The sequence below is a fragment of the Mesorhizobium sp. NBSH29 genome (genome assembly GCF_015500055.1).
Taxonomy (GTDB): Bacteria; Pseudomonadota; Alphaproteobacteria; order Rhizobiales; family Rhizobiaceae; genus Neomesorhizobium.
This window is the reverse complement of record NZ_CP045492.1, coordinates 2,470,573-2,497,502: the sequence shown is the minus strand read 5'-3', so window position 1 is coordinate 2,497,502 and position 26,930 is coordinate 2,470,573. Positions and strand designations below refer to the sequence as shown.

The 26,930-nt window shown below is 58.3% G+C and carries 24 protein-coding genes and 2 tRNA genes; 4 read left to right on the top strand and 22 right to left on the bottom strand.

Going from position 1 to position 26,930, the window contains the following annotated elements; genetic code table 11:
- Position 1 precedes the first annotated feature (1 nt).
- The 16 genes from GA830_RS12505 to GA830_RS12430 all read right to left on the bottom strand — a co-directional run bounded on the left by GA830_RS12505 (position 2) and on the right by GA830_RS12430 (position 16,224).
- Positions 2-841 carry a biotin--[acetyl-CoA-carboxylase] ligase gene (locus GA830_RS12505; RefSeq protein ID WP_195162173.1) on the bottom strand — a complete coding sequence of 280 codons (840 nt, stop codon included), beginning with the start codon at positions 839-841 and terminating at the stop codon, positions 2-4.
- The gene (nuoN, locus tag GA830_RS12500) at positions 842-2,272 is read right to left on the bottom strand and encodes an NADH-quinone oxidoreductase subunit NuoN (RefSeq protein WP_195162172.1); all 1,431 of its coding nucleotides are present in this window, start codon (positions 2,270-2,272) and stop codon (positions 842-844) included.
- A 15-nt stretch (positions 2,273-2,287) separates the two neighbouring features.
- On the bottom strand, positions 2,288-3,793 hold the full coding sequence (locus GA830_RS12495; RefSeq protein ID WP_195162171.1) for an NADH-quinone oxidoreductase subunit M: 1,506 nt from the start codon (positions 3,791-3,793) through the stop codon (positions 2,288-2,290).
- Positions 3,793-5,799, bottom strand: a complete 2,007-nt coding sequence (gene nuoL / locus GA830_RS12490) for an NADH-quinone oxidoreductase subunit L (protein WP_195162170.1) — start codon at positions 5,797-5,799, stop codon at positions 3,793-3,795. Before nuoL ends, GA830_RS12495 begins: the two co-directional genes overlap by 1 nt.
- 4 nt (positions 5,800-5,803) lie before the next feature.
- Entirely contained in the window at positions 5,804-6,112 is a 309-nt protein-coding gene (gene nuoK / locus GA830_RS12485) for an NADH-quinone oxidoreductase subunit NuoK (protein ID WP_195162169.1), read from the bottom strand.
- Between the two features lie 2 nt (positions 6,113-6,114).
- A complete protein-coding gene (locus GA830_RS12480; protein WP_195162168.1) occupies positions 6,115-6,735 on the bottom strand; it encodes an NADH-quinone oxidoreductase subunit J in 621 nt (206 codons plus the stop codon).
- 136 nt (positions 6,736-6,871) lie between these two features.
- Positions 6,872-7,363 (bottom strand): NADH-quinone oxidoreductase subunit NuoI, encoded by a 492-nt coding sequence (gene nuoI, locus GA830_RS12475; protein WP_195162167.1) that lies wholly within the window; start codon positions 7,361-7,363, stop codon positions 6,872-6,874.
- Between the two features lie 46 nt (positions 7,364-7,409).
- Positions 7,410-8,453 (bottom strand): NADH-quinone oxidoreductase subunit NuoH, encoded by a 1,044-nt coding sequence (gene nuoH, locus GA830_RS12470; protein WP_195162166.1) that lies wholly within the window; start codon positions 8,451-8,453, stop codon positions 7,410-7,412.
- A gap of 8 nt (positions 8,454-8,461) precedes the next feature.
- Entirely contained in the window at positions 8,462-10,543 is a 2,082-nt protein-coding gene (nuoG, locus tag GA830_RS12465; protein ID WP_195162165.1) for an NADH-quinone oxidoreductase subunit NuoG, read from the bottom strand.
- A 6-nt stretch (positions 10,544-10,549) separates the two neighbouring features.
- Positions 10,550-11,854, bottom strand: a complete 1,305-nt coding sequence (nuoF, locus tag GA830_RS12460; RefSeq protein WP_195162164.1) for an NADH-quinone oxidoreductase subunit NuoF — start codon at positions 11,852-11,854, stop codon at positions 10,550-10,552.
- An 11-nt stretch (positions 11,855-11,865) separates the two neighbouring features.
- Positions 11,866-13,149, bottom strand: a complete 1,284-nt coding sequence (locus tag GA830_RS12455; protein ID WP_195162163.1) for an NADH-quinone oxidoreductase subunit E — start codon at positions 13,147-13,149, stop codon at positions 11,866-11,868.
- The gene (locus GA830_RS12450; RefSeq protein ID WP_195162162.1) at positions 13,150-14,340 is read right to left on the bottom strand and encodes an NADH-quinone oxidoreductase subunit D; all 1,191 of its coding nucleotides are present in this window, start codon (positions 14,338-14,340) and stop codon (positions 13,150-13,152) included.
- A 9-nt stretch (positions 14,341-14,349) separates the two neighbouring features.
- Positions 14,350-14,952, bottom strand: coding sequence for an NADH-quinone oxidoreductase subunit C (locus GA830_RS12445; protein WP_195162161.1), 603 nt, complete (start codon positions 14,950-14,952; stop codon positions 14,350-14,352).
- 3 nt (positions 14,953-14,955) lie between these two features.
- Positions 14,956-15,531 carry a NuoB/complex I 20 kDa subunit family protein gene (locus GA830_RS12440; protein WP_195162160.1) on the bottom strand — a complete coding sequence of 192 codons (576 nt, stop codon included), beginning with the start codon at positions 15,529-15,531 and terminating at the stop codon, positions 14,956-14,958.
- Complete coding sequence (locus tag GA830_RS12435; protein ID WP_195162159.1) at positions 15,522-15,887, bottom strand: NADH-quinone oxidoreductase subunit A; 366 nt, start codon at positions 15,885-15,887, stop codon at positions 15,522-15,524. Before GA830_RS12435 ends, GA830_RS12440 begins: the two co-directional genes overlap by 10 nt.
- A 260-nt stretch (positions 15,888-16,147) precedes the next feature.
- Positions 16,148-16,224 (bottom strand) — tRNA-Asp (locus GA830_RS12430).
- 204 nt (positions 16,225-16,428) lie between these two features.
- Here GA830_RS12430 and GA830_RS12425 point away from each other — a divergent pair.
- Positions 16,429-16,504 (top strand) — tRNA-Val (locus GA830_RS12425).
- Positions 16,505-16,878: 374 nt separating this feature from the next.
- Positions 16,879-17,709: a methyltransferase domain-containing protein gene (locus tag GA830_RS12420; RefSeq protein WP_195162158.1), complete on the top strand. Its 831-nt coding sequence runs from the start codon at positions 16,879-16,881 to the stop codon at positions 17,707-17,709.
- A gap of 59 nt (positions 17,710-17,768) precedes the next feature.
- Here GA830_RS12420 and GA830_RS12415 read toward each other — a convergent pair whose 3' ends face one another.
- The 4 genes from GA830_RS12415 to GA830_RS12400 form a co-directional block, all read right to left on the bottom strand.
- Positions 17,769-18,041, bottom strand: a complete 273-nt coding sequence (locus tag GA830_RS12415; RefSeq protein WP_195162157.1) for an HU family DNA-binding protein — start codon at positions 18,039-18,041, stop codon at positions 17,769-17,771.
- Positions 18,042-18,232: 191 nt separating this feature from the next.
- Positions 18,233-20,650, bottom strand: coding sequence for an endopeptidase La (gene lon, locus GA830_RS12410; RefSeq protein WP_195164931.1), 2,418 nt, complete (start codon positions 20,648-20,650; stop codon positions 18,233-18,235).
- 256 nt (positions 20,651-20,906) lie between these two features.
- On the bottom strand, positions 20,907-22,175 hold the full coding sequence (gene clpX / locus GA830_RS12405) for an ATP-dependent Clp protease ATP-binding subunit ClpX (protein WP_195162156.1): 1,269 nt from the start codon (positions 22,173-22,175) through the stop codon (positions 20,907-20,909).
- Positions 22,176-22,465: 290 nt separating this feature from the next.
- Positions 22,466-23,098, bottom strand: a complete 633-nt coding sequence (locus GA830_RS12400; RefSeq protein WP_195162155.1) for an ATP-dependent Clp protease proteolytic subunit — start codon at positions 23,096-23,098, stop codon at positions 22,466-22,468.
- Positions 23,099-23,319: 221 nt separating this feature from the next.
- Between GA830_RS12400 and GA830_RS12395 the strand changes: the two genes are divergently transcribed.
- Positions 23,320-23,904, top strand: coding sequence for a hypothetical protein (locus tag GA830_RS12395; protein WP_195162154.1), 585 nt, complete (start codon positions 23,320-23,322; stop codon positions 23,902-23,904).
- 85 nt (positions 23,905-23,989) lie between these two features.
- The gene (locus GA830_RS12390) at positions 23,990-25,234 is read left to right on the top strand and encodes a cytochrome P450 (RefSeq protein WP_195162153.1); all 1,245 of its coding nucleotides are present in this window, start codon (positions 23,990-23,992) and stop codon (positions 25,232-25,234) included.
- A 3-nt stretch (positions 25,235-25,237) separates the two neighbouring features.
- Here the strand turns inward: GA830_RS12390 and GA830_RS12385 are convergent, their stop codons facing one another.
- Positions 25,238-25,585, bottom strand: a complete 348-nt coding sequence (locus GA830_RS12385; protein WP_195162152.1) for a cupin domain-containing protein — start codon at positions 25,583-25,585, stop codon at positions 25,238-25,240.
- A 7-nt stretch (positions 25,586-25,592) separates the two neighbouring features.
- On the bottom strand, positions 25,593-26,876 hold the full coding sequence (locus tag GA830_RS12380) for an O-acetylhomoserine aminocarboxypropyltransferase (RefSeq protein WP_195162151.1): 1,284 nt from the start codon (positions 26,874-26,876) through the stop codon (positions 25,593-25,595).
- Positions 26,877-26,930 lie beyond the last annotated feature (54 nt).

Genomic DNA, 26,930 nt, shown 5'->3' with positions numbered 1-26,930 from the left:
CTCAGGTCGCCGTTGCCGAAGCAACCGCGCCGAAATGGACGTCGCCAGCGGCGATCGTCTGAATTAATCCATTTTTCTGACGGATCACGAAACGGCAATCCGCATCTATCGTCTCAAACGTTCCGCGTACGATGGCTCCGTCCAGATTGACGGCAACTTCGCCGCCAAGTCCTGCGGCGCGGGCAAGCCAGCGCTCACGTATTACTGCCAGCCCTCGCCCGGCATTCCACCGGCCTACATTTTCGCTCCATGCATCAGACAGAACGAGAAACAATGTCTCCGCATCGCACCCCGCTCCAAGCGCGGTCAGCGATGTGGCGGGATACGGCAGATCGGGCGGAAACGCCACGACATTAACGCCGATGCCCACCACGATGGCGCTGCTGCCGTCAGCAAGAATAACCGATTCCAGCAAGATACCGGCCAGTTTTGCGCCCGAAGCCAATACGTCGTTTGGCCATTTCAGCTCGAACCGGTTTTTTTGGGACCGCTGGCCGAAAACGTCGGCGCCATCAATGCCAATTGAAATTCCCGTCTGCGGCGCCACTGCATCCAGTGCGTCGGAAAGCGACAGGCCGGCGACGAAGCCGAGCGTTGCCGCGCTTTTCAGGTCGACATCAGGCTTCACCAGCAGCGAGGCGGCAAGGTTGCCCTCTGGAGTTGCCCAAGGGCGGCCACGCCTGCCCCTGCCCGCTTCCTGTTTTTTTGACACGATCCAGATATTGCCAGCGTCGCCCGCGCGCGCGCGGTCCAGCGCCAGCGCGTTCGTCGATCCGACCGCGTCATGGGCTTCCAGCCGGAAGCCGGCAGACAGTGCTGTTGGCGCGAGGACGAACGGCAACTAGAAGAATGACTTGGCGGCAGAACCCGCCATCCCGATGACCGGTCCGCCGATCAATACGTAGAACAGCACGAACAGGCCCGACAGACCAAGAACCACGCGTAATTCAGCTGCCATTGCCTGGAATGGAGCCTTTGCGTCGTCGAACCACATGATCTTGATGATGCGCAAATAGTAGTAGGCGCCAACCACCGAGGCCAGAACACCCAGCACCGCCAGAGGATAAAGGCCGGAATTGATGGCAGCAAGGAAGACATACCATTTGGCCCAGAACCCGGCGAGCGGCGGGATGCCGGCCAGCGAGAACATTAGGATGGTGAGGATGGTTGCCATCATCGGGTTGGTCGACGATAGCCCGGCCAGTTCGCCGATCTCCTCGACGTTCTGGTCGTTGCGGCGCATGGCGAGGATGAAGGCAAAGGTGCCTAACGTCATCACCAGATAGATCGCCATATAGATCGCAACGCCGCGTACGCCAGCTTCGGAGTTGGCGGCAAGGCCAACCAGCGCGAAACCGATATGGCCGATTGATGAATACGCCATCAGCCGCTTGATATTGGTCTGACCGATCGCGGCGAAGGAACCGAGCGCCATGGACGCGATGGCGACAAACACGATGATCTGCTGCCAGTCGGCTGAAATGGGTTCGAAAGCGCCCATGACAACGCGCACTGTCAGTGCCATCGCAGCCATTTTCGGGGCTGCCGCCATGAACGCAGTCACCGGTGTCGGGGCGCCTTCATAGACGTCAGGCGTCCACATATGGAACGGCACGGCGGAGATCTTGAAGGCGAGGCCGGCCAGTACGAAGACCAGGCCGAACACTAGGCCTAGCTGGCGATCCGCGCCGGTCAGCGCGGCGGCGATTGCGTCGAAACCGGTATTGCCGGTGTAGCCGTAGACCAGCGAAATGCCATAAAGCAGCATGCCCGAGGAGAGCGCGCCGAGGACAAAATATTTGAGGCCGGCTTCGGTCGAGCGCAGGTTATCCCGGTTAAAGGCGGCGAGCACATAGATCGCCAATGACTGCAGTTCGAGCCCAAGGTAGAGCGTCAGCATGTCGCTGGCCGAGATCATCAACAGCATGCCGAGCGTGGCCAGCATCACCAGAACCGGAAACTCAAACTTGTCAAGGTTGTCCTGACGGACAAAACTGCGAGACATGAACAGCGTCACCGCCGACCCCACCAGCGCCAGCACTTTCATGAAGCGACCGAAGGCATCATTGATGAAGGTGTTGCTGAAGCCGGAACCGTCGGTCGGATAGGCGATGATATAGAGCGCAACGCCCAGCAGAACGGCTATGGCAGCAGCGCTGACGGCCGGTCCGGCACGCTCGCCTGAAAACACACCCACCATCAACAGAATAATCGCGCTTGCGGCGATGATCAGTTCCGGGGTTGCCAGCGATAGGCTCGTTGAAAGATCCATGTTTCTTCGGCCTTGTCAGTGCGCCGCCGCGGTGGTCGCGGCGTCGAGCGATAGAGAGATGTTGTTGACCAGCGCCTTGACCGATTCCGATGTCGCATCGAACACCGGTGCGGGATAGACGCCGTAGAAGATGACGAGGATTGCCAGCGGATAAATAATCAGCTTTTCGCGACCCGACAGATCGAGCATGCCCTTCAGGCTATCCTTGGTGAGAGCGCCGAACACCACGCGGCGGTAAAGCCATAACGCATAGGCGGCCGACAGCACCACGCCGGTGGTGGCGAAAAATGCCACCCAGGTGTTGGCCTTGAAGGCACCCACCAGCGTCAGGAATTCACCAACGAAGCCGGAGGTCCCCGGGAGGCCGACATTGGCCATGGTGAAGATCAAGAACACCACCGCGAATTTCGGCATGATGTTGACCAGCCCGCCATAAGCGGCAATCTCGCGGGTGTGGAGGCGGTCATAGACGACGCCGACGCACAGGAACAGCGCGCCTGATACAAGTCCATGCGAGAGCATCTGGAACAGCGCGCCCTGAATGCCCTGCTGGTTCATCGCGAAGATGCCCATGGTCACGAAGCCCATATGGGCGACCGACGAATAGGCAATTAGCTTCTTCATGTCCTCCTGCATCAGCGCCACCAGCGAGGTGTAGATGATGGCAATGACCGAAAGCGTGAACACAAAGGGCGCAAAGTAGTCGGACGCCAGCGGGAACATCGGCAGCGAAAAGCGCAGGAAGCCGTAGCCGCCCATCTTAAGCAGGATCGCCGCCAGAACGACGGAGCCTGCCGTCGGCGCCTCGACGTGTGCGTCGGGCAGCCAAGTGTGAACCGGCCACATCGGCATTTTTACCGCGAAGGAAGCGAAGAAGGCGAGCCATAGCCATGTCTGCATATTGGCCGGGAAATCATATGCCAGAAGCGTCGGGATATCCGTGGTGCCGGCCTGGAAGAACATCGCCATGATGGCCAGCAGCATCAGCACCGAGCCGAGCAGCGTGTAGAGGAAGAATTTGAAGCTGGCATAGACGCGGCGCTTGCCGCCCCAGACACCGATGATGATAAACATCGGGATCAGCCCAGCCTCGAAGAAAACGTAGAACAGCACGATGTCGAGCGCGCAGAAGACGCCGATCATCAGCGTCTCCAGGATCAGGAACGCGATCATGTATTCCTTCAGCCGCGACTGGACCGATTCCCAACTGGCGAGAATGCAGAACGGCATCAGGAAGGTGGTCAGGATGACGAAGAGCATGGAAATGCCGTCGACGCCCATATGGTAGGAAATGCCTGAATCCAGCCAGTCATGCTTTTCCACCATCTGGAAGGCAGCGGTAGAATTGTCGAAGCCGAGCCAGATGAAAATCGAGATCAGGAAGGTCGCGATGGTGGTCCAGAGTGCAATCATGCGGATGTTGCGGCCCGCACCCTCGCTGTCGCTGCGGATCAGAAGGATCAGCAGCACACCGACGAGCGGCAGGAAGGTGACCGTGGAAAGGATCGGCCAGTCGGTCATCAGAAGGCGCTCCCGAGCATCATCCAGGTGACGAGGGCCGCGACCCCGATCAGCATTGCGAAGGCGTAGTGGTAAAGATAGCCGCTCTGCAGGCGCACCACCGAGCGGGTGACGTCGATGACGCGCGCCGAGATGCCATCCGGGCCGAGGCCATCGATGACGCGGCCATCGCCCTGCTTCCACAGGAAGTGTCCGAGCCGCTTGGCAGGATTGACGAACAGGAAGTCATAGAGCTCGTCAAAATACCATTTGTTGAGCAGGAAGGCGTAGAGCCCGCGATGCGTCTCGGCGAGCTTCTTCGGCGTCTCCGGCGAGCGAATGTAGAACTGGTAGGCGACGCCGAAGCCGATCAACATAGCAATGAACGGTGCCAGCTTCACCCAGACAGGAGCATCGTGGATGTCGTGCAGGATATGGTTGTCCGGCAGCGTGAACAGCGCGCTCTTCCAGAACTCGCCATAGCCTTCGCCGATGAAGACGCCGTGGAAAATCAACCCTGCAAACAAGGCACCGACAGCGAGGACGAACAGCGGCACCAGCATCACCGGCGGCGACTCATGCACGTGATGCATGACATCTTCACTGGCGCGTGGCTTGCCGTGGAAGGTCATGAAGATCAGGCGCCATGAATAGAACGACGTCAGGCACGCGGCGATCGTCAGCAAGACGAAAGCAAAACCGGCCACCGGGCTATGCGCCATGAACGCACCTTCGATGATAGCATCCTTGGAAAAGAAGCCGGCTGTGCCAATGACCGTCAGCGGTATGCCGACGCCGGTCAGCGCCAGCGTGCCTATGATCATCATCCAGTAGGTGGTGGGGATCAGCTTGCGCAGGCCGCCCATCTTGCGCATGTCCTGTTCGTCGGAAACAGCATGGATGACCGAGCCGGAGCCGAGGAACAAAAGCGCCTTGAAGAAGGCGTGCGTGAACAGGTGGAAAATAGCCGCCGAGTAGAAACCGAGGCCGAGCGCGACGAACATGTAGCCTAGCTGCGAGCAGGTCGAATAGGCGATGACGCGTTTGATGTCGTTCTGAACCAGTCCAACGGTCGCTGCAAAAATAGCGGTGATGGCACCCACCAGCGTGACTGCTATCAGTGCGGTATGCGATAGTTCGAAAATAGGCGACAAGCGCGCCAGCATGAATACGCCGGCAGTGACCATGGTTGCCGCGTGGATCAGCGCCGATACCGGTGTCGGGCCCTCCATGGCATCCGGCAGCCATGTGTGCAGCGGCACCTGCGCCGACTTGCCCATCGCGCCCATCAGGAGCAGCAGGCAGACGGCGGTGAGTGCGGATTGCTTGTCCAGAGCGTAGCCGAGGAAATTCAGCACCGTGTCGCCATGTTCCGATACCGCAGCTTCGGCGCCATGGCCGGCAGCCGGGATGAACGACGCCGCATTGGCAAAAATGGTATCGAAGCTGACCGAGCCGAACAGCACGAAGACACCGAAAATGCCGAGTGCAAAGCCGAAATCGCCGACGCGGTTGACGACGAACGCCTTGATTGCCGCGGCATTGGCCGATGGCTTTTTGTACCAGAAACCGATCAGCAAGTAGGAGGCGAGACCGACGCCTTCCCAGCCAAAGAACATCTGGATGAGATTGTCCGACGTCACCAGCATCAGCATGGCGAAGGTGAACAGCGACAGATAGGCGAAGAAGCGTGGCCGGTGCGGATCGTGGTGCATGTAGCCAATGGAATAGATGTGCACCAGCGCCGATACGCTGTTGACGACCACCAGCATGACCACCGTCAGCGTGTCGATCCTCAGTGCCCAGGCCGCTTCCAGCGAGCCGGACTCAATGAATCGCAACACCGGGACCGTGAACACCGCCTGATCGGAGAAGCCAACGGAGAAGAAGGCGACCCATGACAGGACTGCGGCAATGACCAGCAAGCCAGAGGTAATATATTCGGATGCTTTCGCGCCGATCGCGCCGCCAAACAGGCCAGCGATCAGGAAGCCTACCAATGGTAGAAAGACGATAGCCTGATACATGCCGTCAGCCCTTCATCATGTTCACGTCTTCCACCGCGATGGAGCCGCGGTTGCGGAAGAAGACGACGAGAATTGCAAGTCCGATGGCCGCTTCTGCGGCCGCGACGGTGAGCACGAACAGGGCAAACACCTGTCCGACGAGATCGCCCAGAACGGCAGAAAACGCCACGAAATTGATGTTGACCGCAAGAAGGATCAGTTCGATCGACATCAGGATGATGATGATGTTCTTGCGGTTCAAAAAGATGCCGAAAACGCCGATCGTGAACAGGATCGCCGAAAGGGTCAGGTAATGTCCGATGCCGACTTCCATCGTCAGAGCCCCCTGCCCGTTGGTACTTTTTTGATTTCGATGGACGTTTCAGGCGTCCGCGCCACCTGAGCGGCGACCGACTGGCGCTTGACGTTTGGCTTGTGGCGCAGCGTCAGCACAATGGCACCGATCATGGCGACCAGCAGCACCAGACCGGCAATCTGGAACTGGAACAGATAGTCCGTGTAAAGAATGTCGCCGAGTGCTGCCGTGTTGTGGCGCGTGGTAATGTCGGGAGTCGGATGCGCTACGGTTCCGGCAAGGCTTGGCGCGAAGGTGTAGGCACCGAGCACGAAGGCCAGTTCCACCGCCAGCACCAGACCGACCAGCGCGCCGACAGGAGCATACTGCAGTGCGCCGCTTTTCAATTCGGCAAAGTCGACGTCGAGCATCATGACGACAAACAGGAACAGCACCGCCACCGCGCCGACATAGACAACGAGCAAGATCATTGCCAGGAATTCGGCACCGGTCAGCAGGAACAAGCCGGCTGCGTTGAAGAACGTGAGGATAAGATACAGCACCGAGTGCACGGGATTGCGTGCTGCAATCACCATGAAGGCCGCGCCTATCGCGATGAAGGCGAAGAGGTAGAAGAACGCCGCCTCTAATCCATTCAACATCTTTGGGTGTCCCCGGTTCCTGTTCGATTCCGTGCCGCCTCCGGCGCCGAAATCGCGTGTTCCTTAGACGAGGCGTTTTGCCCCGTCCATCTATGTTCTTGCCCCTCCCCGGTTTCCCGGCGAAGGGCCTCAATGCTCAGCGATACGGCGCATCCATAGAAATGTTGCGCGCAAGTTCGCGCTCCCAGCGATCGCCGTTCGCCAGCAGCTTGTCCTTGTCGTAATAAAGTTCTTCGCGGGTTTCGGTCGAGAATTCGAAGTTCGGGCCCTCGACGATGGCGTCGACCGGGCAGGCTTCCTGACAGAATCCGCAATAGATGCACTTCACCATGTCGATGTCGTAGCGCACCGTGCGGCGCGTGCCATCATTGCGGCGCGGGCCAGCTTCGATGGTGATTGCCTGTGCCGGACAAATGGCTTCGCAAAGCTTGCAGGCAATGCAGCGTTCCTCGCCATTGGGATAGCGGCGCAGAGCGTGCTCACCCCGGAAGCGTGGCGAAATAGGACCCTTTTCGTGCGGATAGTTCAACGTCGCCTTGGGCGCGAAGAACTGACGCATCGACAGGAAGAACGCGCCGACAAACTCGATCAGCAAAAGCGATTTGGCGGCTTGTGCAAGTGCGGACATCAGCAGCCTCCAACCGGCAGCAGGGGTGTGTGGGTGACACTTGCCATCATGCCAATTCCATCAGCTTGAGGACCGCAGCGGTTGCCACAACCATGAACAGCGAGATCGGCAGGAAAACCTTCCAACCCAGGCGCATCAGCTGGTCGTAGCGGTAGCGGGGCACAAAGGCCTTCACCATGGCGAACATGAAGAACACCATGCACACTTTCAGCACAAACCAGATGACACCAGGCACCCAAGTGAAGGGCGCGAAGTCAAAAGGCGGCAACCATCCCCCGAGGAAAAGAATGGTGGTGAGCGCGCACATCAAAACGATGGCGACATACTCGCCGAGGAAAAACAGCAGGAACGGCGTCGAGGAATATTCGATCATGTGGCCAGCGACGAGTTCGGACTCGGCCTCGACCAGATCGAAAGGCGGGCGGTTCGTCTCGGCCAGCGCCGAAATGAAGAAGATGATGAACATTGGGAACAGGGCCAGCCAGTTCCAGTCGAGGAACGTGCCCGGCAGACCGACCATTGTGCCAACGCCGGTCGTCTGCGACAGCACGATGTCGGTCAGATTCAAAGAGCCCACCGTCAATAGCACCGTGACGATGACGAAGCCGATCGAGACTTCGTAGGACACCATCTGAGCTGCCGAGCGCAAGGCGCCGAGGAACGGATATTTGGAGTTGGAAGCCCAGCCGCCCATGATCACGCCATAGACCTCAAGCGAGGAAATGGCGAAGACATAAAGAATGCCAACATTGACGTTGGCGATGGCCCAGCCTTCGCTGACTGGTATGACGGCCCAGGCTGCAATCGCCAACACTGCTGAGACAAGCGGCGCCAGGAGGAAGACGCCCTTGTTGGCGCCTGATGGAATGATCGGCTCCTTGACGACGAACTTCAAAAGATCGGCGAAGGCCTGCAAAAGCCCCCACGGACCCACGACGTTAGGACCCCGACGCAACTGGACTGCTGCCCAGATCTTGCGATCCGCATAGAGGATGTAGGCGACAAAGATCAGCAGAACGACGATCAAAACGACCGACTTCAGCATGATCAGCAGTGCCGGCAGCACGTAGAATGAAAAGAAGCTGTCCATAACCGCCCTTACTCGGCTGCTTGGGCGAAGCCGCCAGCAGCCAAAGCCGAACATTCGGCCATGACAGCGGAGGCCCGCGCGATCGGGTTCGTCAGATAGAAGTCTTTGACCGGGGATGCAAATACACCCTTGCCAAGACGTCCGCCAAGGCGCGCTGCCGCAGCAATAGCACCACTGTCTGTCGCGACAATCTCGTCAATACCGGCCATGTGTGGGTAATCGGCATAGAGCTTTGCCCGCAATTGCGGCAGCGAATCAAACGGCAGCTTGTGGCCAAGCACGTCGGACAGGGCACGCAGAACGGCCCAGTCTTCCTTGGCTTCGCCTGGCGCGAAGCCTGCACGGTTGGTCTGCTGAACGCGACCTTCCGTGTTGACATAGGTTCCGGACTTTTCGGTGTAGGCTGCACCCGGCAAAATGACATTGGCCCGATGTGCGCCGGCGTCGCCATGCGTGCCGATGTAGACAACGAATGCACCCGGCGTATCAATCATTTCCAGTTCGTCTGCTCCGAGCAGGAAGAGAACCTCTGAACTGCCCATCATGGCGGCGACATCCTTGCCGCCCTTGCCCGGCACAAAACCGATATCCAGACCACCCACGCGCGCTGCCGCATTGTGCAGCACTGCAAAGCCGTTCCATTCATCTGAAACCGCACCGACAGCGCCTGCAAGCTGTGCAGCAAGGCCGAGCACTGCCTTGCCATCGGCGCGCGCAAGAGCCCCCTGCCCGATGATGATCATTGGACGGGTCGCCTTTTTCAGCGTCTGGAAGAACTTTCCGTTGCCATCCGCCAGCTCCTTCAGTGATTCAGGTCCAGCGCCTAACTGCTCGTAATCATAGCGCAAATCACCCACGTCGCCGATAACGCCTACTGGTAAATTGCCAGCACGCCAGCGCTTGCGGATGCGTGCATTGAGGATTGAGGCTTCCCAGCGCGGGTTCGCGCCGATGATGAGCACGGCGTCTGCCTGCTCAATACCTTCAATGGTCGGATTAAAGACGTAGCTTGCACGACCCAACGATGGATCAAGCGCTGCACCGTCCTGACGGCAGTCCATGTTGGTCGAGCCGAGTGACTGCATCAGGAGTTTCAGAGCATACATCTCCTCGACGGTCGCCAGATCACCGGCGATTGCGCCTATCTTGTCAGAACCAGCCTTGGCGACAGCCTGACCGATGGCAGCAAAGGCTTCCGGCCAGCTTGCTGGTTTCAGCTTTCCGTTCTTGCGCACATAGGGGCGATCAAGGCGCTGCGTGCGCAATCCGTCCCAGATGAAGCGGGTCTTGTCGGAGATCCACTCTTCGTTCACCTGCTCATTGATGCGCGGCATGATGCGCATCACCTCACGGCCGCGCGAATCGACGCGAATGGCGGAACCGACAGCATCCATCACATCAATGGATTCAGTTTTGGTCAGCTCCCATGGCCGCGCCTGGAAGGCGTAGGGCTTTGAGGTCAGCGCACCAACGGGGCAAAGATCAATGACATTGCCCTGCAATTCGGAGGTCATGGCGCTTTCGAGATAGGTGGTGATCTCGGCGTCCTCGCCGCGGCCAATCAGGCCAAGCTCGGAAATGCCGGCAACTTCGGTGGTGAAGCGAACACAGCGCGTACAGTGAATGCAGCGGTTCATGATCGTCTTGACCAGCGGGCCGATATATTTGTCTTCGACCGCGCGCTTGTTTTCCTGATAGCGCGAGGAATCCACGCCAAAGGCCATGGCCTGGTCCTGCAGATCGCATTCGCCGCCCTGATCGCAGATCGGGCAATCAAGCGGATGGTTGATCAGCAAAAATTCCATGACGCCCTCGCGGGCCTTTTTTACCATAGGCGTATTGGTGAATATTTCCGGCGTTTCGCCATTGGGGCCGGGGCGTAGATCGCGCACACCCATGGCGCAGGAAGCCGCTGGCTTGGGCGGTCCGCCCTTCACCTCGACCAGACACATGCGGCAATTGCCGGCAATCGACAGGCGCTCGTGGAAACAGAAACGCGGAACTTCCGCGCCCGCTTCTTCCGCCGCCTGTAACAGCGTGTAGTGGTCGGGTACTTCTATTTCCCTGCCGTCTACTTTCAGCTTTGCCATTATGCCCTACTCCGCTGCAACAAGAACGGGCTGTGCCCGGTGCGCATTGCGCGTAAATTCGTCGATCCGACGCTCGATTTCCGGGCGGAAATGCCGGATCAGGCCCTGGATCGGCCATGCGGCCGCGTCGCCCAGCGCACAGATCGTGTGGCCTTCCACCTGCTTGGTCACGTCCAGCAGCATGTCGATTTCACGCTTCTGCGCTTCACCGCGCACCAAGCGCTCCATAACGCGCCACATCCAGCCCGTGCCTTCGCGGCACGGCGTGCACTGGCCGCAGCTCTCATGTTTGTAGAAGTATGAGAGGCGCGCAATTGCCGCGACAACATCTGTGGATTTGTCCATGACGATGACGGCAGCGGTGCCGAGACCCGACTTCAGATCGCGCAGTGCATCAAAATCCATCGGCGCGTCAATGATCTGCTCTGCAGGAACCATCGGCACCGAAGCGCCGCCGGGAATGACGGCCATCAAATTATCCCAACCACCGCGAACGCCACCACAATGGGTTTCGATCAGGTCGCGGAAGGAAATCGACATTTCTTCTTCCACTGTGCACGGCGTGTTGACGTGACCAGAGATGCAGAAAAGCTTGGTGCCGACATTGTTGGGCCGACCAAAGGACGAGAACCATGATGCGCCACGGCGCAGGATGGTTGGCGCGACGGCGATTGATTCGACATTGTTGACGGTGGTCGGGCAGCCATAAAGGCCGACATTGGCCGGGAATGGCGGCTTCAGGCGCGGCTGGCCCTTCTTGCCTTCCAGGCTTTCCAGAAGTGCGGTTTCTTCACCGCAAATGTAGGCACCAGCGCCGTGATGCACATAGACTTCGAAATCGTAGCCAGACGTATTGCCCTTGCCGATCAACTTGGCCGCATATGCTTCATCGATGGCGCGTTGCAAGGCTTCACGCTCGCGGATGAATTCGCCGCGCACATAAATATAGGCAGCGATAGCGCCCATGGCGAAACCGGCGATCAGGCAGCCTTCAACCAGCGTGTGCGGGTCATGGCGCAAAATATCGCGGTCCTTGCAGGTTCCAGGCTCCGACTCATCTGCATTGACGACAAGGTAGCTTGGGCGGCCATCGCTCTGCTTTGGCATGAACGACCATTTCAGGCCGGTCGGGAAGCCGGCGCCACCGCGACCGCGCAGGCCTGAGGCCTTCATCTCATTGACGATCCAGTCGCGCCCCTTGGCAATAAGGCCAGGCGTTCCATCCCAATGGCCACGCGCCTGCGCGCCAGCCAATGAACGGTCAAAGCGTCCGTAGATATTATTGAATATGCGGTCTTTATCCTGCAGCATTTTTGAGACCCTTAGACCGGTTTCTTGCCGAAGACGCGGAAGTATTCGTCAACGCCGCCCTTGGCGAGTGCGGCTGCCTGCTTCACCCAATTGTCGCGCTCGATGCGGCCATGGAACCGCAGATAACCATCCACCCATTCGCGCTCTGGCTGCTTCCATGAAGCCACCTGCGCAAAGGTGTAGATGCCAAGGCCATGGAGGGTCGCTTCGAGCTTCGGACCGACGCCTGAAATCAGTTTCAGATCATCGACAACCGCAGGCTTTTCAATCGCAACCGGACGGTTGGCATCGTTGAGCAGAGGCACTGCTTCTTCGGCCTTGCCACGTTCAGAGGGCAATTTCTTGCGCCCTGCACCAATTGGCTCACCCTTGATCAATTCAGGTGAAGTGTAGGGGGCAGGCTCGTTTGGCGTGCGGTCAGCCAACGGACCCTTGCGCTGTTTGCCGACCACCTTTTCGACAGCAGGTGCGGCAAGGTTCGCGCGCTTGCCGCTAAAACCCGGAGCGACAGAATCGATGTCCGATGGCTTCTCTTTCCTAGCGGGTGCCGGTGATTTGACCGAATTGCTGGTTTCTTCGGCACTGGTCCGCGGTTTGGCACCATTGGCCGGCGCTACATTCATGACGGTGGCGTCAGCGGAAGCGCGCTTCTTGCGCCAATCCGCAACTGAGGCGAGAACGGCCTGCTCATCCTTCAGCGATGTCAGGCCGGTAATTGGCGCGGAAACTTCACGACCATTTTGCGGGCCGACCGGCACCGTTGCGCCCTTTCCAGCTTCGAAAGCGTCGATGATCTCGGACAGGCGCTCAGGTGTCAAATCTTCATATGTGTCCTTGAAGACCATAATCATCGGTGCGTTGACGCAGGCACCCAGGCACTCAACCTCTTCCCAGGACATCGTTCCATCCGCATTGGGGTGGAACTGCTCAGGATGGATCTTTGAGCGACAGACTTCCATCAGCGCGCCCGCGCCACGCAGGGCGCATGGCGTGGTGCCGCAGACCTGAACATGCGCACGCGTGCCGACCGGCTTTAGCTGAAACTGCGTGTAGAAGGTGGCAACCTCAAGCACGCGAATGAGCGGCATTTCCAGCATCTGGCTAACATGCTCGATGGCGGCCTTGGTGACCCAGCCTTCCTGCTCTTGGGCAATCATCAAAAGCGGGATAACGGCCGATTGTTCACGGCCCTTGGGGTATTTCTTGATCCAGTTCTTCGCCGACGCCGTATTGGCCCGGTTGAAGGCGAAACTGGCTGGCTGGACGGCTGGCTCTGCAAGTCTGCGAACGGACATTTAGCGGTCAACCTCTCCGAACACGATATCGAGGGAGCCAAGCACGGCGGAGACGTCGGCCAGCATGTGGCCACGGCACAGAAAGTCCATGGCTTGAAGATGGGCAAAACCCGGCGCGCGCAGCTTGCAGCGGTAAGGCTTATTGGTTCCGTCTGAGACCAGATACACGCCGAACTCGCCCTTTGGCGCTTCAACAGCGGCATAGACCTCGCCAGCCGGCACGCGGTAGCCTTCGGTATAGAGCTTGAAGTGGTGGATCAGCGCTTCCATCGACCGCTTCATCGCGGCGCGATTGGGTGGAACGACCTTACCATCCATATTGGAGACAGGACCAACACGCTCCTTGCCCAAGAGCAAATCAACGCATTGGCGCATGATCTTAGCCGACTGGCGCATTTCTTCCATGCGGATCAGATAGCGGTCGTAGCAATCGCCATTCTTGCCGATTGGAATATCGAATTCCATTTCGGGATAGCACTCATAGGGCTGCGATTTGCGCAGATCCCATGCGGCGCCAGAGCCGCGGACCATGACGCCCGAAAAACCCCATGCCCAGGCATCTTCAAGCGAAACCACGCCGATATCGACATTGCGCTGCTTGAAAATACGGTTTGGCGTGAGCAGATCGTCGAGGTTCTTCACCGTCTGGAGAAACGGATCAATCCACTTGCCGATGTCTTCGACCAGTTGATCTGGCAGATCCTGATGCACACCACCCGGTCGGAAATAGGCTGCATGCATGCGCGCGCCACAGGCACGCTCATAAAACACCATCAGCTTTTCGCGCTCTTCAAAGCCCCAGAGCGGCGGGGTGAGCGCGCCGACATCCATCGCCTGCGTGGTCACGTTCAAGAGGTGAGACAGGATGCGGCCAATCTCGGAATAGAGCACCCGAATGATCTGACCGCGCTTGGGGACGTCAATGCCCAGCAAGCGCTCGATCGCCAGCGAGAACGCGTGTTCCTGATTCATCGGGGCGACGTAATCGAGTCGGTCAAAATAAGGGATCGCCTGAAGATAGGTCTTTTGCTCGATCAGCTTTTCGGTGCCGCGATGCAACAGCCCGATATGCGGATCGACGCGATCGACCACTTCACCATCCAGTTCCAGAACAAGGCGCAAAACGCCGTGGGCTGCCGGATGCTGCGGGCCAAAGTTGATGTTGAAATTGCGGACAGAAGTTTCAGCCATGTTGGGCGCCTACTGCTTCGCTTTTTCATCGCCGGGCAGGACATAATCCGTCCCTTCCCATGGCGAGAGAAAATCGAAATTGCGGAATTCCTGCTTCAGCTCAACGGGCTCGTAGACCACGCGCTTGACCTCGTCGTCGTAGCGGACTTCAACGAAACCGGTGAGCGGGAAGTCCTTGCGCAGCGGATGGCCGTCAAAGCCGTAATCGGTGAGGAGACGGCGCAGATCCGGATGGCCGGTGAACAGAATGCCGTAGAGATCGTATGCTTCGCGCTCGAACCAGTCGGCGCCCGGATAGACGCTTGTGACAGACGGTACGGGCGTCTGTTCATCTGTCGTTACCTTGATGCGAATGCGCGTATTATTGTGCGGGGACATGAGGTGATAAACGACATCAAAACGCTCAATGCGGGCCGGATAGTCAACACCACATATATCAATGAAAGAGATGAAAGCGCATTTCTTGTCGTCGCGCAGGAATGTCAGCACCGAGATAATATCGGATGCAGCAACATTCAGCGTCAACTCACCGTAAGCGATGGTTGCCGCAGCAAGCCTTTCGCCAAGCTTGACACTGATGTGTGCAGAGAGTGTTTGCAGGATTTCTGACATGGCCTAGCGCTCAATCGTGCCAGTGCGGCGGATCTTCTTCTGCAGCATCAAAATGCCATACAGAAGCGCCTCTGCCGTGGGAGGGCAACCCGGAACATAAATATCAACTGGAACCACGCGATCACAGCCGCGCACTACCGAATAGGAATAATGGTAATAGCCGCCGCCATTGGCGCAGGACCCCATAGAGATCACATAGCGAGGCTCAGGCATCTGATCATAGACCTTGCGCAAAGCCGGCGCCATCTTGTTGGTCAGCGTGCCGGCGACGATCATCACGTCAGACTGACGCGGTGAGGCACGCGGCGCGATGCCGAAGCGCTCAGCGTCATAGCGCGGCATTGAAATGTGCATCATTTCGACCGCGCAACATGCCAGACCAAATGTCATCCACATCAGCGAGCCGGTGCGAGCCCATGTCACCAGCGCATCGGACGAGGTGACGAGAAAACCCTTATCGGAAAGTTCGTCGTTCAGGCCTGTGAAAAAACGATCATCGGCACCAACAGGCTTGCCGGTGGCCGGATCAAGAATGCCTTTGGGGCGCGGCGCGACGAGTGTACCCTCGTTCAATCCCATTCCAGCGCTCCCTTTTTCCATTCATAGATAAAGCCGACGGTCAAAACACCGAGGAAGACCATCATCGACCAGAATCCGAGCATTCCTATTTCGCCGAACGAGACGGCCCACGGAAACAGGAACGCTACTTCCAGATCGAAGATGATGAAGAGAATCGAGACCAGATAGAACCGCACATCAAACTTCATGCGCGCATCATCAAAGGAGTTGAAGCCGCATTCGTAGGCCGACAGCTTTTCAGGATCGGGATTGCGATAGGCGACAAGGAAAGGCGCAACAAGAAGCGCCAAGCCGACTGCCAGCGCCACGCCGATGAAAATCACGATGGGCAAATATGAACTGAGAAGATCGCTCATGGGTCCAGTTTCCGTTACGGCGGGCGGTCCACCTTACCTATAGCATTGAACCGGATTGTGAAACCGCGACAGAATGGCTGAACGAGCCCTCGCGCGACGGTTATGCTGCAGCGCGGCGAGGGTTAGCGCAGCCCATTTGGCGACGCAAGTCAAAGTTTGTCGAGAGTGCGGCTGAGCCGTTATATAAGCTGTATGATACAGCTTATATGGCTGAACACGAAGCAACTGGAGAAGGAAAGCCGACAGCGGCTTGGTCTTAATGGCGCGAGTGACGGGGCTCGAACCCGCGACCTCCGGCGTGACAGGCCGGCACTCTAACCAACTGAGCTACACCCGCGCATTGCGCCGGGCGACAAGTCGCTGCGGCGTTGGCGGTGAATTACGGGGTTCGGCACGGAGTGTCAAGCGGGCGAATGTCGCTTTGCAACATCTTTGGCAGAGCTTTTTCGAACAGCCGACGAACTGCTCTGCGACACTGTCGCAACGGGACACATTTAGCCTTGCGGTTGCCGGCATAACCGCCTAAACGTCCGCTCGCGTCGGGCGATTAGCTCAGTTGGTAGAGCGCTTCGTTTACACCGAAGATGTCGGCGGTTCGAGCCCGTCATCGCCCACCATATTTCCCACAGTGCACCGCAGCCCTGCAAAGTCGACGCGCGACAGCCCCGCAGGGTTGCTGTCGCGCATTGATGCGTTCAGTCCAGGCGCGCTCTTGCCCATCCAGTGTCGCGATGGCAGGCGGCAGCGTGACGACAATGCGGACTGCATTCGGCAGACAGTTCACCCAGAAGGTAGGACTCTTGAAGCGTTCGTAGGATCTCGACTACCTTAATGGGCCAATTCGGTTCTGAAGGCGACTGTCCGGGATTCGACCGCAAGGCTGATCAGGCGTGGCATCCTCGCAGCCGATTCTTTTGCGTAACTGTCACTCGCCATAGAGTTGCCTAGTCGAGTTCATGGGATATAAGAGTTGGGCAGGGGAACAATTGTGATGAACATCTCGAGCTTGAAGTCTATTTTCTTTCCACCCTCCAAGGCGCTCACATCGCCGGAGCTACCAGCGCCACCTCCCCATATTTTCGAGACATTCTTTGCCAACAAGGCCAATTTTGCCTCACTTGGTGAAACTGAGAGCTCTGTTCTTGAGATCGGGCCTTTCAACAATCCGATGGTTCGTGGCGGCAATGTTTCTTACTTCGATGTGATGACGACCGACCAGCTCCGGAAGCGGGCTGTAGGAATAGGCTATGACACCGCGACTATACCCGAGATCAATTTTGTCTCACCCATTGGCGATCTGTCGGTGGTAGAGGGTCGGTTTTCGGCGGTGGTGAGTTCGCACTGCATCGAGCATCAACCGGACCTGATCCACCATCTGGCGCAGGTTCATGCACTGTTGGAACCCGGCGGTAAATATTATCTGGTGGTCCCGGACAAGCGCTACTGTTTTGACCATTTCCTTCCTGAAGTGACACTTGGGGAAGTGCTCGCCGCCAAGGGTGAGACCGTGCATCCACTCCACAAGGTCATCGAGCACCGCGCTCTCACCACTCACAATGATCCTCATCAGCATTGGAATGGAGTTCATCAGCATGATGGCTGGGCGATGAGTACCGCTGCCCGAGTTCAGTCGGCTATTGACGAATACAATGCAGCAGAGGGCGGTTACGTCGATGTCCATCGCTGGCAATTCACGCCGGAGACGTTCCGGGCTGTCATCGAAGGTTTGACCGCAACCGGACAGGCCCGTTTCGAGGTGGTCGAAATCAACCAGACGCCACGCAACACATTTGATTTCACCGCCATCTTGCGGGCGGTTTGAAACACAAAAAAAGCCGGGCTATGGGCCCGGCTTTTTCATGAAAGAAATTGAGGTTCGTCTTAGTTGACGGCTTCCTTGAGGCCCTTGCCGGCCGAGAATTTTGGCACGGTGCGGGCGGGGATCTTTACTTCAGCACCCGTCTGCGGGTTGCGGCCGGTGGTGGCGGCGCGCTGGGAAACCGAGAAATTACCAAAGCCAACGAGGCGAACGTCGCCACCATTCTTCAACTCGGCGGTGATCGCAGAAAATACCGCGTCAACTGCAGCCTGCGCATCGGCCTTGGAAATTTTGGCCTGTTCCGCGACGGCGGTTGCAAGTTCGTTCTTGTTCATAAAAAATTCCTTCCATGTGAAGTACCGGTCCAACGACTCGTCCGGCAGGAAACGAACTCTAGAAAGAGTTGTTCCGCGAACCAAGCCGACTTGCATGCAAAACCACTAAAAAAAGGCGGAATCCCGGGCTTTTTCACAGAAAAACCGGGCGCGATGGCCCGGTTTCCCCGATGTATCGCCGCTCTGGCACGCTAGTGAGCGAATGTGCCCAGCGTGGGATCATCAGCAACGTCAGTCTTCGATGTTGCTGATGGCGCCGGCTCAACCCATTCGATAGCCTCGGGCATGCGCACCAATGCGTGCCGCAGCACCTCCCCGACGCGGCTGACCGGAATGATTTCCATCCCGCTTTTCACGTTGTCAGGAATTTCCGCCAGGTCCTTGGCGTTCTCCTCGGGTATCAACACCTTCTTGATGCCACCACGGAGCGCTGCCAGAAGCTTTTCCTTTAGGCCGCCAATTGGCAGCACCCTACCCCGCAGCGTGATCTCACCGGTCATCGCAACATCGGCTTTCACCGGGATGCCGGTCATCACCGAGACGATGGCCGTAACCATGCCGACGCCTGCTGACGGGCCGTCCTTCGGCGTTGCGCCTTCAGGTACATGCACGTGGATGTCACGGCGGTCGAAGATGGGCGGCTCGATGCCGAAATCAATGGCTCGAGAGCGTACATAGGATGCTGCAGCCGAGATCGATTCCTTCATCACGTCTTTCAGGTTGCCGGTCACCGTCATGCGGCCCTTGCCGGGCATCATGACGCCTTCGATGGTCAGCAACTCGCCGCCCACTTCCGTCCAAGCAAGTCCCGTCACGACGCCAACCTGGTCGTCTGCCTCGATCTGGCCATAGCGGAAGCGCCATACACCGAGATAGTCGGCCAGATTGTCTTGCGTGATGTGCACAGCCTTGACCTTGGTGCGCAGGATTTCGGTGACAGCCTTGCGCCCAAGCTTCATCAGCTCGCGCTCGAGGCTGCGCACACCGGCTTCGCGGGTATAGTTCTGGATCACACCGCGCAGCGCCTCGTCGGATACCGAAAACTCCTTCGGCTGGAGCGCATGGTCGCGGATCGCCTTGGGCAGAAGATGTCGCTTGGCAATCTCCACCTTCTCATCTTCGGTGTAGCCGGCAATACGGATGATCTCCATCCGGTCCATCAGCGCCGGCGGGATGTTCAGGGTATTGGCGGTGGTAACGAACATGACACTGGATAGATCGTATTCGACTTCCAGATAGTGGTCCATGAAGCTGGAGTTCTGCTCGGGATCGAGCACTTCAAGCAGGGCCGAGGATGGGTCGCCACGGAAATCCTGGCCCATCTTGTCGATCTCATCGAGCAAGAAGAGCGGGTTGGATTTCTTGGCCTTCTTCATCGATTGGATGACCTTGCCAGGCATCGAACCGATATAGGTGCGGCGGTGGCCACGGATCTCGGCTTCGTCTCGCACGCCGCCCAGCGCCATGCGCACGAATTCGCGGCCCGTCGCCTTGGCAATCGACTTGCCAAGCGAGGTCTTGCCTACGCCGGGAGGGCCAACGAGGCACAGGATCGGGCCTTTCAGCTTTTTCTGGCGACTTTGTACGGCGAGATATTCGACAATGCGGTCTTTCACCTTGTCGAGGCCGTAATGGTCGGTGTCGAGCACGTTCTGGGCAAAATCCAGATCCTGCTTCACCTTGGTGTTTTTGCCCCATGGGATCGACAGCAACCAGTCGAGATAATTGCGCACGACAGTTGATTCCGCCGACATCGGCGACATGGTGCGTAGTTTTTTCAGTTCCGCGTCCGCTTTTTCGCGGGCTTCCTTGGAGAGTTTTGTCTTCTTGATGCGCGCTTCCAGTTCGGCGGCCTCGTCGCGGCCGTCCTCGCCCTCGCCAAGCTCCTTCTGGATCGCCTTCATCTGCTCGTTCAGGTAATATTCGCGCTGGGTCTTCTCCATCTGGCGTTTTACACGCGAGCGGATGCGCTTTTCGACCTGAAGGACGGAGATTTCGGCTTCCATGAAGCCCATGGCCTTTTCCAGCCGCTCCTTGACCGAAAGCGTGGCGAGCATTTCCTGCTTTTCAGGGATCTTGATCGCGAGATGGGAAGCCACCGTATCGGCCAGTTTCGAATAGTCCTCAATCTGGCTCGCGGCGCCGACGACTTCAGGCGAAATCTTCTTGTTCAGCTTCACATAATTTTCAAAATCGGCCACCACCGAGCGGGCCAGCGCCTCAACCTCGACCTCTTCGTCAGTAGGCTCCGGCAGAAGCGCAGCCTTCGCTTCGTGGAAGTCTTCCCGGTCGGTGAACTCAGTAATCTTTGCGCGCGCCGTGCCTTCGACAAGCACCTTTACGGTGCCGTCTGGCAGCTTTAGCAACTGCAGAACATTGGCCAGCGTGCCGACATCAAAGATGGCGTCGGAGGCCGGATCATCGTCGGCAGCATTCATCTGGGTGGCGAGCAGGATCTGCTTTTCCGCGCCCATGACGTCTTCCAGCGCTCGAATCGACTTTTCGCGGCCAACAAATAGCGGCACGATCATGTGAGGAAACACAACAATGTCACGCAGCGGGAGGACTGCGAACACGCCGTCTTTGGAGGACCGGGTACTTTTGGCCATTGCCTTACCTTTCATGCCGGTCTGCTCAACGAGCCAGCCAGCGAATCTCATCATACCGGCTGCGAGCCATTCCGCCTACTTACCGTTCAAATCAACGGCAGTATCAAGCACGGATATCGCCCCAACCTTATGATCTTAGTTGGCGTCGGTCGGGGAAAAGATCAAGGGCAACGTTGGTGGAGCACACAGGCACATAGTGCGCGGAACCGGAAGGCAGCAGGCTTTTGGCAAGCTGCTGCCCTCACGCAATACCCTATTAGGCGCTCACAGAGCCCTTTTCCTTCTCGGCGTAGATATAAAGCGGACGGGCGGAGCCAGAAACCACTTCTTCCGAGATCACAACTTCCTGAACGCCTTCCAGCGCCGGCAGCTCGAACATGGTGTCGAGCAAAATGGCTTCCATGATGGAACGCAGGCCGCGGGCACCGGTCTTACGCTCGATGGCGCGCTTGGCGATGGCCGACATGGCGTTTTCGTGGAAGGTCAGCTCGACATTTTCCATCTCGAACAGGCGCTGGTACTGCTTGACGAGCGCGTTCTTCGGTTCGGTCAGAATCTGGATCAGCGCAGGCTCGTCCAGATCTTCCAGCGTCGCCAGAACCGGCAGACGGCCAACGAACTCGGGGATCAGACCAAACTTCAACAGATCTTCCGGCTCGACGAGGCGGAACACCTCGCCGCTGCGACGGTCTTCCGGCGAGGAAACCGTGGCGCCAAAGCCGATCGAGGTCTTGCGGCCGCGATCCGAGATGATCTTGTCCAGACCGGCAAAGGCACCGCCGCAGATGAACAGGATGTTGGCCGTATCCACCTGCAGGAATTCCTGCTGAGGGTGTTTTCTGCCGCCCTGCGGAGGCACAGAAGCGACCGTTCCTTCCATGATCTTAAGCAGCGCTTGCTGGACGCCCTCTCCCGACACGTCCCGGGTGATCGACGGGTTGTCCGACTTGCGCGAAATCTTGTCGATCTCATCGATGTACACGATGCCGCGCTGGGCGCGCTCAACATTGTAATCAGCTGACTGCAAAAGCTTGAGAATGATGTTCTCGACATCTTCACCAACGTAGCCGGCCTCGGTGAGCGTCGTGGCATCGGCCATGGTGAAAGGCACGTCGATGATGCGCGCCAGTGTCTGGGCCAAAAGCGTCTTGCCGCAGCCGGTCGGGCCGATCAATAGAATGTTCGACTTCGCCAGCTCAACATCGTTGTTCTTGCTGGCATGCGCCAGGCGCTTGTAGTGGTTGTGGACGGCGACCGACAAAACGCGCTTGGCGTAGGGCTGGCCGATCACATAATCATCCAGAACTTTCAGAATTTCCTGCGGCGTCGGCACACCCTCGCGCGACTTCACCATCGAAGTCTTGTTCTCTTCGCGGATGATGTCCATGCACAGTTCGACGCATTCGTCGCAGATGAAAACCGTTGGACCGGCGATCAGCTTGCGCACTTCATGCTGGCTCTTGCCGCAAAACGAGCAGTAAAGCGTATTCTTGGAATCGCCACCGCTGCCGCTGACCTTGCTCATCTTTCAGTCCTTTTCTCGTGCTGCTCGCGGGGTGACGCGAAGCAGCTAGAGTTTCAATCTATGGCGGGAAGGTGCACACGCCAACCCCAGTTCGGCTTCAGAAGAGCGTATTCCCACGTCGCCCTGCCAGAAATGCGCGGATTCGCACCTGCCACAGCAAAAGCTAAGCCGTCGAAGCTCAACAGAGGCTTAACGTAAGATACCCGTCTAGCGGTGGGAACACCTAAATGTGACGGAATTGCCGCTGAATTGGCCGAAATGCGACCTCCGGTCTGCTGCTGCGCGTCCCGTCAGCTCGCCGGAACGGTCTCCATGGCCTCGCGCGAAGTGATGACCTTGTCGATAAGGCCGAAATCCTTGGCTTCGTCGGAAGTCATGAAGTGATCGCGGTCAAGCGTCTTTTCGATCTCTTCATAGGGCTTGCCAGTGTGCTTAACGTAGACCTCGTTGAGGCGACGCTTAAGCTTGATGATATCCTGTGCATGACGCTCGATGTCGGAGGCCTGACCCTGGAAGCCGCCTGATGGCTGGTGCACCATGATGCGGGCATTCGGTGTTGCAAAGCGCATGTCCTTGTGACCGGCGCAAAGCAGAAGCGAGCCCATCGAGGCCGCCTGGCCAACGCACAATGTTGCCACTGGCGGCTTGATGAACTGCATGGTGTCATAGATGGCCATGCCGCTGGTCACCACGCCGCCTGGCGAATTGATGTAGAGCGAGATTTCCTTCTTGGGGTTTTCCGCCTCAAGGAAAAGCAGCTGCGCGCAGACCAGCGTCGCCATGCCATCCTCCACCGGACCGGTGATGAAGATGATGCGCTCTTTCAACAGCCGCGAAAAGATATCGTAGGCGCGCTCGCCGCGATTGGTCTGTTCGACCACCATCGGCACAAGATTCATGGTTCTTTCGATGGGGTTGGTCATTGAGCGGCCTTTGTCAGGATTGGATTCCAACGCCGGAAGGGCAGAATCGGGTTTTTACAGGTTTTCTCTAAATAGGATGCGCACTTGCCCTTGTGCAAGGCCATGCGCGCAATCGTCGGTTAACGCTTCCGTTAACGAACCCGCCAGAAAGCGTTTCCCTGAGGCAAAGCTTTCGCTAGGTTATCGACGGGACGGAGTGTGCACGCGTTGAGGATGTCGTCATGTTCAAGAAATCCAGTGTGTCTCTCATAAGCCTGATCGCATTGTTGACCGCCGCACCTGTTGCTGCTGGCGGTCGAGCGGTGGAATGCTACGAGCCGACCTATCGCCCCGCCGTCTACGACACGGTCCATGAGAATGTCATGGTGAGCCCGGGCGGAAGTCGCATCGACTATTCACCGCCGATCTACGGCACTCGCCAGCGCCAGATCGTGATTTCACCGGCGCGCGAAAGCTATGAGATCATCCCTGCCATTACAGAGACACGCATGCGCACCGTCCAGGTCAGCGCAGGTGGCTATGGCTGGGAGTGGCGCGTCATCAAGGGCAAGCGCGTGCTATGCAAGGTCTGGCACAAGCCGCGCTATGGGCAGGTGGCGGAGCGGGTGATCGTTCAGCCCGCGCGTCAGCGGCGCGTCGTCATTCCTGCTCAGATTGGCTACGAGGCTCAGCGGGTGCTGATCCAGCCCGAAGTCCGCCATGTCATCAACACACCACCCAGCTACCGCACCGTATCGCGCCGTGTCATGGTCGAAGGTGAAAGCCGCGGCTGGAAGCGCGTGCAGATCCAGCGTCATTGCGGATAGGATCGCAGGCGGACACTCCGCGCCGCCTAAATTTATTTGATCGGGGCTGCTGGATCAGTGTGTAAAATTTGGGCAGGTTGGGCGCATGGATTCCCACCTGCCATTTCTCCAGTTCGCCCCCGAGACACGCCAGCTGCGGCTCGACCCGCACGCGCCTGCTTTCTACAACGATACCTACCCCGCCTACGCCTTCCTGCATGGGCAGGTGACCCCATTCTTCTGGGAAGAGTTTGGCCTCTGGTGCTTTGGCGGGTTTGACGATGTGAACCGGCTGTTGCGAGACCGCCGTTTTGGCCGGCAGAACTCGGAAGGCATACCAGACAGCCGTGGCGCGGGAGATGATCGCGCTCACCTTGCCGCATTTGACGCTGTAGAGGCGCATTCGCTGCTGGAGCTCGAACCGCCGCTGCACACGCGGCTCAGAACGCTGGTGACGCGAGCGTTTGTCTCGCGCCAGGTAGAGCGGCTGCGTCCACGTGTTGAAGCACTGGCGCATGAATTGATCGATTGTTTCGAGCCGGGTGGCAGCACAGAACTTCTGGCGTCCTTTGCCACGCCGCTGCCGATCACCATCATTTCAGAAATGCTCGGCGTGCCGGCGGAGATGGGGCCCAGGCTGCTCGACTGGTCGCATGCGATGGTGTCCATGTACACGCATGGCCGCACCCGCGCTGACGAGGACCGCGCCAATCTGGCCGCCGCCGAGTTTTGTGCCTTTCTGCGAGACTACGCGCAAAGGCGTCGGGACCAACCAGGCGATGATCTTCTCAGCCTTTTGATCGCCGCGCGCGACCGCGACAGCAAGCTCAGTGAAGACGAGATGGTGTCCTCGGCCATTCTGCTTCTCAATGCCGGCCACGAGGCGACCGTACACCAGATCGGCAATGGCGTTCGGGCCATTCTGGCCGCCGGCGGCGACCCACGCCGCTTCTTCGCCACGCCGGAACACACGGCGGCGACGGTGGAGGAATGCCTGCGCTTTGCAGCACCGCTCCACATGTTCACGCGCTATGCCTATGAGCCCGTAGAGATGGGCGGGATTACCATCGAACCGGGCCAGAGTGTTGGGCTGCTTCTCGGCATGGCCAACCGCGATCCGCGCGCGTTCGCAAACCCAGACACATTCGACCCCGCCCGAACCGACCAGAAAAACGTCTCGTTTGGCGCCGGCATCCATTTCTGCATCGGCGCACCGCTGGCACGGCTGGAATTGCAGGTGGCGCTAAAGGTGCTGTTTGAACGCTGCCCGCAGATTGCGGTCAGCCAGCCACCGAAGTTCCGCGACAGCTTTCACTTTCATGGGCTGGAGCGGCTGGTGGTGACGGTCTAGTCTTCACACCCGCAAAACATATTCCTTGCGCGTAGTCTCCACCACTTCCCAGCTTCCCTTGAAGCCGGGTTTCAGCACAAAGCTATCGCCGGCTTCCACGGTTATCGCCTCGCCGCTGTCTTCGCTGATGATAGAGACGCCGGTGAGAATGTGGCAGAATTCCCATTCGTCATATTCGATGCGCCATTTGCCGGGCGTCGATTCCCAGATGCCGGCATAGAGGCCGCCTTCGGCCTCCTCGATATTCCAGGTGAGGAATTTTGGGTCACCTGAAATCAGGCGTCCCTCAGCAGGGCTGCCCGGCTCACCTTCGCGTCCGGTGGTATCGATGGCGAGATACAGACTGGCCATTTTCTGGTCAGCCCTTCGCCAGTGCCTGGTCGAGGTCGGCAATAATGTCTTCCACACTTTCAATGCCGACCGAAATGCGGATGACGTCTACGCCCGCACCTGCCGCCGTCTTCTGCTCGTCGCTGAGTTGGCGGTGGGTGGTGGAGGCCGGGTGGATGACCAGCGATTTGGTGTCGCCCAGATTTGCCAGATGCGAGAACAGTTCGACGCCCTCGACCAACGTGATGCCGGCCTCATAGCCGCCTTTGAGGCCGAAGGTGAACACAGAGCCAGCGCCTAGCGGGGAATATCTCTGTTGCAAGGCGTGGTGCTTGTCCGATTTCAAGCCCGGATACGACACCCACGCGACCTTGTCATGGGTGGACAACCATTCGGCCACTTTCAGCGCATTGTCGCAGTGGCGCTGCATGCGCAACGGCAGGGTTTCGAGGCCTGTCAGGATCAGGAAAGCGTTAAAGGGCGAGATTGAAGGGCCGAAATCGCGCAGGCCGAGAACGCGGCAGGCAATGGCGAAAGCGAAGTTGCCGAAAGTTTCATGCAGCACCATGCCGCCATATTCGGGGCGCGGCTCCGACAGCATGGGGTATTTGCCCGATTTCGACCAGTCGAATGTGCCGCCATCCACGACGATGCCGCCCATGGAATTGCCATGACCGCCGATGAATTTGGTCAGCGAATGGACGATGACATCGGCACCATGTTCGAAGGGGCGCAGCAGATAGGGGCTGGCCAGCGTGTTGTCGACGATCAGCGGCAGGCCGTGCTTTTGAGCGACAGCGGATATCGCCTCGATATCAACGAACTCACCGCCCGGATTGGCCAGGCTCTCGATGAAGATTGCCTTCGTCCGGTCGTCGATCTGCGCCTCGAAGCTGGCCGGATCGTTGACATCGCCCCAACGCACTTCCCAGCCAAAGTTCTTGAAGGCGTGGCCGAACTGGTTGATCGAGCCGCCATAGAGTTTTCTGGCTGACACGAAATTGTCGCCCGACTGCATCAGCGTATGGAACACCAGAAACTGCGCGCCGTGACCCGATGAGGTGGCAACAGCCGCCGTGCCACCTTCAAGGGCTGCAACGCGCTCTTCCAGCACCGCCTGGGTGGGGTTCATGATGCGGGTGTAGATGTTGCCGAAGGCTTTCAGCCCGAACAGGGAAGCAGCATGGTCGGCATCATCAAACACATAGGCGGTGGTCTGGTAGATCGGGGTGGTGCGTGCACCCGTGGCCGGATCAGGGCGCGCGCCCGCATGAATTGCCAGTGTGTTAAAACCCGGTTCGCGTTCGCCCATTTTTTTCTCCTCCCGATCAAATGTTTCGGGCGCATTCTTGGACAAAGCAGAACG

Coding starts and splice junctions, on each gene's coding strand:
- nuoG (WP_195162165.1), bottom strand. CDS start 10,543: ATGGCAAAGCTGAAAGTAGACGGCAGGGAAATAGAAGTACCCGACCAC.
- GA830_RS12390 (WP_195162153.1), top strand. CDS start 23,990: ATGGATTCCCACCTGCCATTTCTCCAGTTCGCCCCCGAGACACGCCAG.
- GA830_RS12385 (WP_195162152.1), bottom strand. CDS start 25,585: ATGGCCAGTCTGTATCTCGCCATCGATACCACCGGACGCGAAGGTGAG.
- lon (WP_195164931.1), bottom strand. CDS start 20,650: ATGGCCAAAAGTACCCGGTCCTCCAAAGACGGCGTGTTCGCAGTCCTC.
- nuoL (WP_195162170.1), bottom strand. CDS start 5,799: ATGTATCAGGCTATCGTCTTTCTACCATTGGTAGGCTTCCTGATCGCT.
- GA830_RS12400 (WP_195162155.1), bottom strand. CDS start 23,098: ATGACCAACCCCATCGAAAGAACCATGAATCTTGTGCCGATGGTGGTC.
- nuoI (WP_195162167.1), bottom strand. CDS start 7,363: ATGTCCGCACTTGCACAAGCCGCCAAATCGCTTTTGCTGATCGAGTTT.
- nuoH (WP_195162166.1), bottom strand. CDS start 8,453: ATGGACAGCTTCTTTTCATTCTACGTGCTGCCGGCACTGCTGATCATG.
- GA830_RS12415 (WP_195162157.1), bottom strand. CDS start 18,041: ATGAACAAGAACGAACTTGCAACCGCCGTCGCGGAACAGGCCAAAATT.
- GA830_RS12420 (WP_195162158.1), top strand. CDS start 16,879: ATGAACATCTCGAGCTTGAAGTCTATTTTCTTTCCACCCTCCAAGGCG.
- nuoK (WP_195162169.1), bottom strand. CDS start 6,112: ATGGAAGTCGGCATCGGACATTACCTGACCCTTTCGGCGATCCTGTTC.
- GA830_RS12445 (WP_195162161.1), bottom strand. CDS start 14,952: ATGTCAGAAATCCTGCAAACACTCTCTGCACACATCAGTGTCAAGCTT.
- GA830_RS12380 (WP_195162151.1), bottom strand. CDS start 26,876: ATGGGCGAACGCGAACCGGGTTTTAACACACTGGCAATTCATGCGGGC.
- GA830_RS12455 (WP_195162163.1), bottom strand. CDS start 13,149: ATGTCCGTTCGCAGACTTGCAGAGCCAGCCGTCCAGCCAGCCAGTTTC.
- nuoF (WP_195162164.1), bottom strand. CDS start 11,854: ATGCTGCAGGATAAAGACCGCATATTCAATAATATCTACGGACGCTTT.
- clpX (WP_195162156.1), bottom strand. CDS start 22,175: ATGAGCAAGGTCAGCGGCAGCGGTGGCGATTCCAAGAATACGCTTTAC.
- GA830_RS12395 (WP_195162154.1), top strand. CDS start 23,320: ATGTTCAAGAAATCCAGTGTGTCTCTCATAAGCCTGATCGCATTGTTG.
- nuoN (WP_195162172.1), bottom strand. CDS start 2,272: ATGGATCTTTCAACGAGCCTATCGCTGGCAACCCCGGAACTGATCATC.
- GA830_RS12440 (WP_195162160.1), bottom strand. CDS start 15,531: ATGGGATTGAACGAGGGTACACTCGTCGCGCCGCGCCCCAAAGGCATT.
- GA830_RS12480 (WP_195162168.1), bottom strand. CDS start 6,735: ATGTTGAATGGATTAGAGGCGGCGTTCTTCTACCTCTTCGCCTTCATC.
- GA830_RS12450 (WP_195162162.1), bottom strand. CDS start 14,340: ATGGCTGAAACTTCTGTCCGCAATTTCAACATCAACTTTGGCCCGCAG.
- GA830_RS12435 (WP_195162159.1), bottom strand. CDS start 15,887: ATGAGCGATCTTCTCAGTTCATATTTGCCCATCGTGATTTTCATCGGC.
- GA830_RS12495 (WP_195162171.1), bottom strand. CDS start 3,793: ATGACCGACTGGCCGATCCTTTCCACGGTCACCTTCCTGCCGCTCGTC.